Annotated in this window: 9 protein-coding genes and 1 tRNA gene; 4 read left to right on the top strand and 6 right to left on the bottom strand. The window is 62.6% G+C overall.

Features of this window, described 5'->3' with window-relative positions; translation table 11 throughout:
• Positions 1 to 342: carboxypeptidase-like regulatory domain-containing protein (locus tag QM649_RS19460; RefSeq protein ID WP_415200744.1), on the top strand; the 342-nt coding region annotated here is incomplete at its 5' end.
• Between the two features lie 17 nt (positions 343 to 359).
• Here QM649_RS19460 and QM649_RS19455 read toward each other — a convergent pair.
• Positions 360 to 1,907 carry a DUF2142 domain-containing protein gene (locus QM649_RS19455; protein ID WP_415200743.1) on the bottom strand — a complete coding sequence of 516 codons (1,548 nt, stop codon included), beginning with the start codon at positions 1,905 to 1,907 and terminating at the stop codon, positions 360 to 362.
• Positions 1,904 to 3,754, bottom strand: a complete 1,851-nt coding sequence (locus QM649_RS19450; RefSeq protein ID WP_415200742.1) for an aryl-sulfate sulfotransferase — start codon at positions 3,752 to 3,754, stop codon at positions 1,904 to 1,906. Before QM649_RS19450 ends, QM649_RS19455 begins: the two co-directional genes overlap by 4 nt.
• Before the next feature lie 322 nt (positions 3,755 to 4,076).
• Here QM649_RS19450 and QM649_RS19445 point away from each other — a divergent pair.
• Together QM649_RS19445 and QM649_RS19440 are read left to right on the top strand one after the other, a co-directional pair.
• Positions 4,077 to 4,152 (top strand) — tRNA-Ala (locus QM649_RS19445).
• Positions 4,153 to 4,269: 117 nt separating this feature from the next.
• Positions 4,270 to 5,304, top strand: coding sequence for a glycoside hydrolase family 43 protein (locus QM649_RS19440; protein ID WP_415200741.1), 1,035 nt, complete (start codon positions 4,270 to 4,272; stop codon positions 5,302 to 5,304).
• 387 nt (positions 5,305 to 5,691) lie between these two features.
• On the opposite strand, the gene QM649_RS19435 is transcribed toward QM649_RS19440, so the two are convergent.
• The 4 genes from QM649_RS19435 to QM649_RS19420 form a co-directional block, all read right to left on the bottom strand.
• The gene (locus QM649_RS19435; RefSeq protein WP_415200740.1) at positions 5,692 to 6,786 is read right to left on the bottom strand and encodes a two-component system sensor histidine kinase NtrB; all 1,095 of its coding nucleotides are present in this window, start codon (positions 6,784 to 6,786) and stop codon (positions 5,692 to 5,694) included.
• An 89-nt stretch (positions 6,787 to 6,875) separates the two neighbouring features.
• The gene (locus tag QM649_RS19430) at positions 6,876 to 7,316 is read right to left on the bottom strand and encodes a response regulator (protein ID WP_415200739.1); all 441 of its coding nucleotides are present in this window, start codon (positions 7,314 to 7,316) and stop codon (positions 6,876 to 6,878) included.
• A gap of 129 nt (positions 7,317 to 7,445) precedes the next feature.
• Positions 7,446 to 7,772 (bottom strand): hypothetical protein, encoded by a 327-nt coding sequence (locus QM649_RS19425; RefSeq protein ID WP_415200738.1) that lies wholly within the window; start codon positions 7,770 to 7,772, stop codon positions 7,446 to 7,448.
• 429 nt (positions 7,773 to 8,201) lie between these two features.
• Entirely contained in the window at positions 8,202 to 9,860 is a 1,659-nt protein-coding gene (locus QM649_RS19420) for a carboxylesterase/lipase family protein (protein ID WP_415200737.1), read from the bottom strand.
• Between the two features lie 213 nt (positions 9,861 to 10,073).
• On the opposite strand from QM649_RS19420, the gene murC reads away from it, so the two are divergent.
• Entirely contained in the window at positions 10,074 to 11,444 is a 1,371-nt protein-coding gene (gene murC / locus QM649_RS19415) for a UDP-N-acetylmuramate--L-alanine ligase (RefSeq protein ID WP_415200736.1), read from the top strand.
• The last annotated feature ends 56 nt before the right edge of the window (positions 11,445 to 11,500 follow it).

Genomic DNA, 11,500 nt, shown 5'->3' with positions numbered 1-11,500 from the left:
GTCACAATGGTCGCGACACTGACCGAAGATGCAGGCGAGGTGTCGGGCTTTGTGCGGACGAACGGTGTGCCGGTCTCCGGGGCAATGCTCGTGCTGGTCCCGGAGAACTCCGAAGATAGCCCTTCTCTCTTCCGCCGCGCCGAATCAGCTACCGATGGCAGCTTCATACTGTCGCAGATCGCGCCAGGCCGTTACACCGTCGTTGCCATCACCGACGGCTGGGAGCTGGAATGGGCGAGGGCCACGGTGATCGGCCGCTATCTGCCTCTGGGAAAGAGTGTCAGCGTCCCAACGCGCGGTACCGTGACACTGCCCGAAGCGCTCACCCCGCAGCAGCGCTAGAACCGACCTGGAATCTGCTACCAGATCATCTGCAGCACGCCCCACAGACTCTGGTGATAGAACTCACTCGCCAGGATCAGCGGCAGACGCAGGTCCACAATGCCCGCAAGCACCAGCACCAGTGCTGGCCGTCCCCACTCCCGCGGACGCGGCAGCACCACGCCGAGCAAACCCAGAGCTGGCAGCAATGGCAGCAGATAACGCCCCTGCATGCCCAGCGCGTGTCCGCCGCCCGGCGGTGTGGCTATGAGGTATTCGAGCGCGTACATCACTGCCACCACTCCGGCCACACTAGCAACCACCAGCAGCGCCAGCGCCGGACGTACGCGCCTGCGCCGCGAATCGAGCAGCACCGCGGCAACGAGCAGCTCCAGGAACAACGGATACGCCATTCCGGGAAGAAATGTATCCAGGTAGCCGAAGCAGCCGATCATGCTGAAGAGGAGCTTGCCCCAGTCCGCTTTTATCGTATGCAAGGCGATGCCCGGAACCTGCGAAAGATGATGCTGCACGTAGATCACCTGGGCCGGAGGATTGCCGCCGTTCCACGTTGTGAGCGGGCCGAGGTGCTTCGCTCTCCATGACCAAGCCAGCGTCACCGCAGCCAGCAGGGCAAGGCAGCCCAGCGTACGCAATGTCTCACGACGGGTTCGACGCAGGCACAGCGGCGGCAGAAGCAGTACGGCGGATAGCAGCAGCAGCGGAGGCCGCGCCGCGGCGCACATCAGGAAAAAACACAGCGCAAGCGGCAGTTCGCTGCTGCTCAGCAGGCGGCTCTCCGTCACCGCACGGGACACCAGCGCCAGTCCACACAGCGTATAGGCGATGAGCATCGCATCCTGGCTCATCGAGGCGTAGAGATACAGCGTCTGCGGCAGCAGCAACACCACAGCCAACAGCAGCCGTCCACTGCCGCAGATGGCGATCGCCCAGCAGCCCAGCGCCATCGCGCACAGCGCCGTGAGAAGCCGGGCCAGGAAGATCGTATGCAGCACCGAGAGTCCGAAGCGCGCGCCCATCCACAACCCAGCAGCCTGCGGCAGGTAGGAAGTGGGCGGATAAATTGCGGTGTTGCCGAAGCCGGCCCACTTCGCGCTTCCCGACCACTGAATAGTCTCAAGCGACTGGAACTCGCGCAGAGAGATCCGCGCCGGAGGATGCGCCGCACCTGTGTAGCGCGCCTTCCAGCGGTTCCGCAGACGGCTGAATCCGTTCGCAAGCCGCAGCAGACCGCTGTCTACCTGACCTCCAGCCTCAGCACCCTGCGCGCTCTCGCCGATCACTTCACCACAGGAGACCTGGTCGGCACGCAGCAGATGGTTCGCCTCATCCGGCACAAAGCAAGGCAGAGAGACGAAACATAGCACGAGGATGACCGGCAGGGCGAAGCCCACATAAAGCATGGGGTAGAGGCGCGCGGCACGCGCCTCCTTCGAGTGCGTCGGTATGAGCCGGGACCGATGCTCGGCAAAGATCGCAGCCACACGGATACGCAGCGCCGAAGCCGATTCTTCCTGCTGTGCCTGAACCTGAGAAGAAGGTGTCTGCGCGGGCGGCGCAATCATCGCGCCGCTCCCGTTTCCGCTCCTTTTCCTGCTCCACTTTCTACTTCATGGAGCATCGCAGGATCGGGCCAGGTCACACCGGGATAGAGACTTTGCAAGCGATGCGCGCGATAGAGGCTGCCCACCTGCTTCGGCAACTGCGTGGTCAGCTGCCATATCGGATGGAACACCGGAGCCGCACTCAGCTCATACACATTCGAGACGAGATACTTTCCCTTCGCATCCGGCTGCGAAGAGAGCGTCACTTCAAAGTTGCCGTTCGGAAGCTGGTCTGCGTTGCCGCCCCATGTCGAAAACTGCCGCGGAGGAAAGACCTTCCGCGCCACGATGGTCGCGGTTCGCGCCTGTTCATCGATCTCGAAGACCGGCACCGTCGAGTAGCACGGTGTGCCTGCGCGTTTCTCCGTAGGCTCCACACAGGACGTGCCGTGATCATCGGGCCGCCCGTTGCCGTTATCCATCATCGTCAGATCGAAGCGACCTGCGCTGCGCGGCCCCACGATGGATGGAAAGTGCTGCGCGTAGTTCCAGTCCTGGGGATCGCGCCCGCCGATCAGCTTGAAATCGCCGCCTGCTCCCAGCCGCCACAACACCTTGCCCGTGCCGCGGCCGTTGCGATAGTCGATCTTGAGCACCCAGCTCTGGTCGCGCATGGAGACAAGCAGGTTGCCGTCATCCGGCGTATAGACCACCGCGTTCGCATGCGTCCAGTCCGGCCAAAGCAGCGGATGATGCTTCAGGTCCAGATGGTCGAAGCTGCTCCACACCCATACCGGGCTCAGCGTGCAGTCGAGCTCGACGATCTCATCGCCGAAGACATCCGTTTCGCCCTGCTGCGGATGCGTGCCCGGGCGAAAGCCATTGGCAAGCACCAGCCAGTGTCCATTCGGCAGCACCTCCACGTTGTGATGGAACATCTGCAGCTCCATCTCGCCATGGCCCGCCGCACGCAGCTTTTCATTGAGCTCGGAAATCGTGATCTCGCGCACGACATGTCCGCTCAGATCGATCTCCCGCACACCGGAAACAGCGCCGGCAGGCATCGGCCCGGCCAGCAGCGTCTGCGAAGGCAATCCGTAGACCAGTGCGAAATCTCCGTTCGGCAGCTGCTGGATCGGATTCACGATCTGAAAGTCCGCCAGATTCTTTAACACAGCAAGTTCCGGCTCATCGGCCGTGCGGCGCGCCTCTACGGTGAGCGCATCCGGATGCGGTGCGTGATGAAAGAAGCGGTACACGCGATCGCGCAACCCCTGCACCTGGCGGAGAAAATGCATGCGGTGCTGGCTCTGCGCATCCGGCATCTCGTAGTGCCACAGGATGCGTCCTTCAAAGTCTGTGACCACACCCTGCGCCTGCTGACCCACGCTCGAATCGAGCAGCTCGACTCCCGGCTGCATGCCGGGAGCGGCATCCTGCGCATGAATCCGCATGGAAGCAACGCCGGACGGCAGCGAGCCGGTATGAAAAAGATGCTCGCGGTCTTCGATCACCGATCCATCGCCAAACTTCAGCTCGGCGCGCAGGTGATAGTCCGTGTCCGGCCGCATTCCCGCCACCAACAGGGTCAGCGGCTCACTATCGCCCGTTGCCGGCTTCGTCCATGTCTGCAGCTTCGATTCGGAATCGTGCCAGAAGAAGACCGTCACGCTGGCAGGCTCCTCGGAGGCGACGGTGTAGCGCACGACCTGCGGATTCTCAGTACTCTCGACACTGCCTTCCGGCACGCGATGCATCCCGGAGGGACCGGAGACGGTCAGTACTTCAGAATGCCTGCATCCCGCAGGCGCCAGGCACAACGAAAAAGGAAGAATGCGCAGGAGCATGCGCCAGCGGAAAGCAGCCAATCCAGCCTCCGGAGATCATTTTGGTCTTATGAGGTTTCAGCGCGCAGGAGTAGCGGGACAGCTAACACCCAGCAGCTCAGGATGACGATTTTGTTATCCCTGCAGGAAGGACGCTGGAATGCGTTGCCATGTTCACAGCAGTCCGCCATTTTGCCTATAAAAATCAGCGTTGATTCCCGATTTCCACCGTTTCTGACATGGACGGCGCGATGTAGGCCCCAAGCCAGCTCTTCTAATGCGAAGGTGCTGGCGATCACGCGCCACCGGAGCGCTTTGCGAAATCCCGCATCCTTGCTAAACTACGGAAGTATCCCGCCGCTGTGGGGCTATAGCTCAGCTGGGAGAGCGCCTCGTTCGCAACGAGGAGGTCAACGGTTCGATCCCGTTTAGCTCCACCAAGTACACCCTAAAATTCAAAGCTTCCGGCCGATGCCTCTCTGCGTGCGGACGGCTCTGCCTGCTCTCCACTTCTCGTGTAGTGTTCTCCATGAATGAGAACCAGCATGAGGAGTACGATGCGCAGGAATTTACAGCTCCTGATCGGCCTTTGGGCTGTCCTGATGGCAGCAGGCAGCATATCGCACGCACAGACGGCCGGCGCTGCGGCGCTCACGCTGCCGGACATGCCGCTGCACGATCCCTGGATCCTCGCGAACGACGCGGACAGGACGTACTACCTCTACACCTCCAACGTGCCTGCCATGTCCGGAGTACCAGGACCGGGGACCATGGTCTACCGCAGCAGGGATCTGCAGCACTGGGAGAAGCCGGTCGAGGTCTTCTCCACCTCGGAGCTGCGCTGGGCGCAGAAAGGCGCGTGGGCGCCCGAGGTACACCGCTGGCAAGGCCGCTACTACCTCTTTACGACGGTGCATGACGACAGCAAGCCACTGCCTCCGGGCCGAAACGCCGTGCGTCCCACCTATCGGCGCGGCACCATCAGCGCGGTCAGCGATTCCCCGCTCGGCCCCTTTCATCCGCTCGATCCCGACGCGCCGCTGCCGCCGGACAACTTCATGACCCTCGACGGCACGCTCTACGTGGATCCGGCGAATCATCCCTGGCTGGTATATGCGCATGAGTGGCTGCAGAAGACAGACGGCACCATCGAGGCTGTTCGACTCAACGACGACCTCTCGAAGCGCGTGGGCGACCCGATCTTCCTCTTCAAGGCCTCGGACGCGCCGTGGCTGGATCAGGGGCAGACGCCTTCCACCACGGCAGCGCAGTATGTGACGGATGGGCCCGAGCTCTATCGCACCCGCGATGGGCATCTGCTGATGCTGTGGTCGAGCTATTCCAACGACGACACATATATCCAGACCATCGCGCGCTCAAAGTCCGGCGCGATCGAAGGCCCATGGGAGCAGCTCGCTCCGCTTGTGTATGAAGACAGCGGCCACGGTATGCTCTTCCACACCTTCGATGGCTCGCTGATGCTCGTCCTGCATCGGCCGTTCCGCAATGCGCGGGGCAAGCTCTACGAGATGAAGGATGCGGGCGACCATTTGGAGGTCGTGCGCGAGCGGAAGGATCTGGACGCACCCTAGGGCACACCGACTTATTGTCTGGCTGCTCTATTTCGAAGCTGTCATTCCGACCGAAGCGAACGCAGGGAGCGCAGTGGAGGAACCTGCAGTGAGGCTTCCGAGCATCCTCGAATGTGCGGAAAAAACTGCAGGTTCCTCCACTACGCGAGACAAAAAAATGTCTCGCTTCGGTCGGAATGACAAGCTTCTTTTGAAAAATTCTGCAAAGGTAGGCATTCAGAATGTGTCGGTACAGCCTTAGGCTGCGAATTAACCAGCTGGTTGCTGCCCGTCACGCGGGATGGAATGCGGCAGAAAGATCGAGATCACGGTTCCGTGATGCGCCGGGCGCTGAGAGCTGGAAATGCGGATCGTTCCTCCGTGCCGCTTTACGATATCGGCCGACACTCACATGCCGATGCCGTTCCCTTCCATCTGCTTCGTCGTAAAGAAGGGCTCATGGATACGCGCCAGCGTGGTCCGCGACATGCCATGCCCGGTATCGGCAATCGTGATGCGAACGCCGTCCCGTTCGGATCCATACGGTCCACAGGCCACGCAGTCTGACACACGGAAACGCAACCTGCCTCCCTCGGGCATGGCGTCGATTGCGTTTTCCACGATGTTGCTCAGCACCTGCTTGATCTCGTTTTCCAGCACCCAGATCTTCGCCTGGGTGCGAAACTCCCGGGTCACATCGATCCGCGACAGGATCAGCTTCCGGTCGAAGAGGTGCACGAGCTCGTCGACCAGCCCCGCAGACGAAATGGATACGAACTCCTGCGAGCGGCGCTGGAAGCGCAGAGACTGCGTGGCAATCTGTCCGACCCGCGCCAGTTCCTGTTCGGCCATCTCCAGGTGCGTGCGGCTTGCTGCGGAGAGCGCCCTATCCTGGCCGATGAGATATAGCAGGTTCGTCACCGCTTCGAGCGGATTGTTGATCTCATGCGAGATGGATGTGGCGAGCCGGCCGAGGATCGCCGTGCGCTCGTTCTGCGCCAGCGCCATCTCCGCCTTCTTCTGCTGCGTAATCTCAAGCGATGCCGCGCTGATCGCTACGACCTTGCCGTCCTCGCCGTAGACCGGGTAGTAGTTCACCGTCCAGTAGCGATATTCGCCGGGACGCCCCACCAGCTCGCCCTCCAGCGGATAAGCGACAACCGGCGTGCCGGCGGCCACCTGCTCGAAGAGCTCCTGCACGCCGGGGATCGGCGCCATCTCCGTCACGGTCTTTCCCAACAGGTATTCCGGAGGGAATCCAAAGAACTCGGCCTGCCGGTCGTTCAGGCGGAGATAGCGAAACTCCACGGCATCGAACAACGCCAGCCCTATCGGCGCAGTCCGGTACATCGTTTCGATCTCGGCTGCCTGCTGCACCTCGAGCTGAGTAAGCGGCTGCCTCTCTCCCAGGGTGAACGAGACGGCACGGGGTTCAGCGGGGCGCTGTTCGACAGCTCCCTCGGCGATCCCGGCATGTTCGGCATCTGGGTGGACGGTGCTCATGGCAGCTCCACCTATTGGATGCGGCTTCCCCTCCAACGGTAGCCGTTCCCCGCCTGGTGCCGACAAAACCCGGGCCAGGGCGGATACCGCTACCTGCCGGAATCGCCCTCGCCCGGCTCGGTCTTCGGCCCACCCCGCAGCTTGTCGAGTTCCTCATCCCGCGTGGCGATCTCTTTCGTCTCTTTCGGGTGTAGAGCTGCCATGATGCCCAGCAGCTTCCGGGGATCGAAGCTGTCGAGATGGTAGTTTGCTCCCGGGCATTCCCGTCCGCTGGGTCCGGAGATCACGATGACGTTGACCAGCGGCTGGAACTCCCGCAGCGCTCCCACCAGCGCATGGCAAGGGATGTCGTCGATATCCTCATCGACCACCACGCCGCTCACCGCCGGAAAAACCCGCAGCATTTCGATCGCCTCGCGGGCGCTGTATGCCGTCAACACGTTGAATTTTGCTGTCTCGATCACCAGCTTGCGCGTCGAGATGCTGCCGGGAAATTCCCGGTCCACGACCAGATAACAGGGACGAACCATCTCCACCTCCGCCCTGTTGGATGCGGTCCGGCCAGAAATGAAAACACCCGGACGCGGGGAGCGTCCGGGTGTTTCGGCCAAGGCGACGTTGAGGAAACCTCGCCCGGTCGCGGCTCATGAGCTCACGCCTTAGCGGCGCCCATGGTCCCAGCCGCGATGATCAAACTGGGGTCCGCGGTCATAAAATCCGCGGTCGTAATGCGGCGCGTAACCGTAGCCGCGCGCAACAACATAGTGGTCATGATGGACCCACTGTCCCGGCATCCATACCGCGCCCGCGTAGTAGCCCGGAGTCCACACATAGTCCACACCCGGGCAGGGCGGGATGTAGTTTCCGTAAGCGACAGGGGCTACTGGAGCTCCAATGCCGACTGCAAAGCCAACCTGCGCCTGTGCTGCTACCGCACCCGCGGCGATCATTCCGGTCATTGCAAGAGTGCGAAGGATGCCTTTCATCTGAGCTCCTTTCGAGCCGGTCTTCGAACTGCTCTCGAAGTTGCCGTGCTCTTTCCCGGAGAGCCTCGTCTTGCCTGCTCTCCGTTGCTCTGAACAGGTAAACAGCAGGTCTCGCAGATTGTTGCGGAGATTATTTTTCGCGATCCACACAACCTGCTGCGCGCAGGGCGAATCGCCTTCGGCCTCCGCTCCCGTTGGTCGCGATTCGATTCGGGTGGCCCACTCAAGCTTTTTTGCTAGTGCGAGGGGACAAAAAGCGCGGAGAGCGTGCAACATCTGTCATTCCGACCGGAGCAGCCGCAGGCCGCGCAGTGGAGGAACCTGCGGTTCTGCGCTCGCGCCATCGGGTGCCCCACCTCTCGATTCTGAGAGGTGGGTTCGCAGAATGCACAAAGGTGTGAACCTACGATGACAGTTCGCAGAAACTCTTCAGTGCGCTGCACATGCAGGAGCCTTACCGCTCGGAGGCCATAGCTTCTCGAAGACACGAAAGGTCGTATCCGGAAGATCGCGCACCGCGTCGGTATCGCCGAACTCCATGTACGGCGTCTCGCCGTTTGAACCGATGCGCTGCCACAGTGAGCTATCCATCAGGCGCGGATCGCCTGTGCGCGCAAAGTGCAGCCACGCGGTCATCATGCGGTCGGAGAGGCGATGATCCGCCGCCTCATAATCCTCGGGACGATCGTGCGTGAGCCCGAAGACATAATCGAGCTCCGCGGAATGCCGGGCCCCGGCTTTCGCCTTCATGTTTCCGGGACTCACGCGCGTGAAGCGATAGAGGTAGGCGTGCTCGGCGCGAGCCGTCTCGAAGGCTCCATAAAGAAACAACGCATCGGTGACCAGGTGATCCGCCGCCTGCGGAATCTGCTCCGCAGAGGCAGCCGGATACAGCGGCAGCAACTCTCCTCCGCACGGCATGTAGGTGCTCTCGACGTACTGCGCCCACTCTTCCGGCGTATGCGCGGGCAATGCGCGGATAAACATCGATGCCTCGTCGGCATTCGTCCCCACCATCACCGGCACACGCAGACCGCGGCCTTCCGCATAGAGCCGTGCATGCTGCCCGGGAATTACATAGCCATCGACATACGGCCACCACGGATGATCGATGACACGCGGCGATTGCGCATGGCTCTCCGGGCGCAGCCGCGCACGACCCGCTCCACCCGGTCCGAAGAGTTTTGCTGTGGCCTCGCCTGTACGGGCCAGCACCTCTTCTGTCGAGAGTCCACGCAACTCGGCGATCGTCGGCGCGATGGCGAGGCCGATGGTTTCCATCCCCGTAAGGCCGCGATAACTGGCGCGCAGCTCCGGGTCCGGCGTGAACAGCGACGAAGGGCTTTCGAGAATCGCCTTGTCGAAGGCGCGCGGCGTATGCGCATCCCCTACCGCCAACGGCGACACCAACAGATAGCCGATGCTGGTTGCACCCGCGCTCTCGCCAAAGACCGTGATGTTGTGCGCATCGCCACCGAAGGCAGCGATGTTCTCGCGCACCCAGCGCAGCGCGGCGATCTGATCCATGAGCCCGTAGTTGCCCGAGGCGTGCTGAGGCGATTCGCGTGTCAGATCCGGGTGCGCAAGAAATCCGAATACGCCGAGACGATAGTTGAGTGTGACCACAACAGCTCCGCGCCGCGCCAGCGCCACACCATTCAGCGACGAACCACTCGCCGTGCCATGCACGAAGCCTCCGCCATGGATGTAGACCATTACCGGCGCCGGGACTGCGGGCTGCAGCGACGGCGTCCACACGTTCAGGGTCAGGCAATCTTCACTCACCTGGCTGCGTGCGACACCCGCCTGCACGCATGCCGGCCCGTACTGCGTCGCATCGCGCACGCCTGTCCACGCGGCAGGCGGCTGTGGCGGACGCCAGCGCAGATCGCCCACCGGAGGAGCCGCATAAGGAATGTCCTTGAAGACGAGTACCGGCGCATACGCCTCGGCGGGAATCCCGGCCAGATCCCCCTGCGTCACATGCACGATGGTCTTCGGAAAGCCCGTCTGCGGCGACTGCTCCTGCGCGAAGAGAGGCATCGCACAGCCAAGCATCATCAGCCATCCATACCAGGATTTTTTCATCGCGAGCCACTCTACAACATCGGTAGAGAGTGATTCTCCACAGAGAGGTTCGTGCCACTACAGGCCTCCCATTCAGCGCAAAGACGCAAAGTCGGACAGGCCATCCGGCAGTGGTTCGTCACAGAGGAATCGCGACAGCGCGACCAACGAGAGCGTGTGCCGAAGGCGATTCGCCCTGCGCGGAGCAGCGGCTGGTACGCTAGAAAGCGAACCATGTTTGCAAAAGCGCAGCGCGTACACTTCATTGGCATCGGCGGCATCGGCATGAGCGGCATTGCCGAAATCCTGCTCAACCTCGGCTATCCCGTTTCCGGCTCCGACCTGCGGCGCACGCCCATCACCGAGCGGCTGGCGGCTCTCGGCGCGACCATCTTCGAGGGGCACGCGGCGGCCAACGTCGTCGGCTCGACGGTCATTGTCACGAGCTCGGCGGTGAATGAGCGCAACCCCGAGGTCATCGAGGCTCGCGCCCGCAAGATTCCTGTCATCGCCCGCGCGGAAATGCTCGCCGAGCTGATGCGCCTGAAGTACGGCATTGCCGTAGCCGGCATGCATGGCAAGACCACGACCACCTCGATGATCGCCACCGTGCTCGCAGCCGGCGAGCTCGATCCGACGGTCGTCGTCGGAGGCCGCGTTGATGCGCTCGGCTCGAATGCCCGCCTCGGTAAGTCGCAGTACCTCGTCGCGGAAGCCGACGAGAGCGACCGCTCCTTCCTCAAGCTTTCGCCGATCCTCGCCGTCGTTACCAACCTCGATCGCGAGCACATGGACTGCTACCGCGACATGGCCGACGTTGAGAACGCCTTCGTCGAGTTCATGGACAAGGTGCCTTTCTACGGTGCATGCGTAGCCTGTTGCGATAACAAGCTGCTTGCATCGGTGTTACCGCGCGTGCGCCGCCGCGTCTTCACGTACGGCACCTCGGCGCGCGCGGACTTCGTGGTGCGCATGCTCGCCGCCTCCGAAGGTGTGCGCTCGCGCTTTGAAGTTGCGACCACCAGCGGTGTGCTCGGACCGTTCGAGCTGCACGTTCCAGGCCAGCACAACGTGCTGAACGCAACCGCCGCCGTGGCCATCGCCATACAGCTCGAGATTGCACCGGAGGCCATCGCCCAGGGCCTCGCCAGATTCCGCGGCGTCGATCGCCGCTTTCAGGTGAAAGGCTGCGTGCGCGATGTCGCCGTCGTCGACGATTACGGCCACCACCCCACCGAGATTCGCGCCACGCTACGCGCCGCCCGCGACTGCGGCTACCGCAACATTCACGTCATCTTCCAGCCGCACCGCTTCACCCGCACACGCGATCTCCTCGATGAGTTCGTCGCGTCCTTTGACGATGCAACTACCGTCGAGATGCTCGACATCTACGCCGCGAGCGAAGAGCCCATCCCCGGCATCACCGCCGAGTCGCTGGTAAAGGCGATCGGCCGCGATGGCGTGGAGTACGCCGCCACCGCGCAGCAGGCGGTCGAGCGCGTGACCGCACGCGCCCAGGCCGGGGACGTCATTCTGACCCTCGGCGCAGGCAGCGTATCGGCCATCGCGCCGCAGGTGCTGACCAAGCTCGAAGAGCAGGCGTAAACAGGGCTCAGGGCTCAGGGCTCAGGGCTCAGGGCTCAGGGCTCAGGGCTCAGGGC

This window comes from Silvibacterium sp. (genome assembly GCF_047605705.1).
Classification (GTDB): Bacteria; Acidobacteriota; Terriglobia; order Terriglobales; family Acidobacteriaceae; genus Silvibacterium.
Note: the sequence above shows the minus strand (reverse complement) of the source record. Positions and strands in the feature narration are given on the sequence as shown.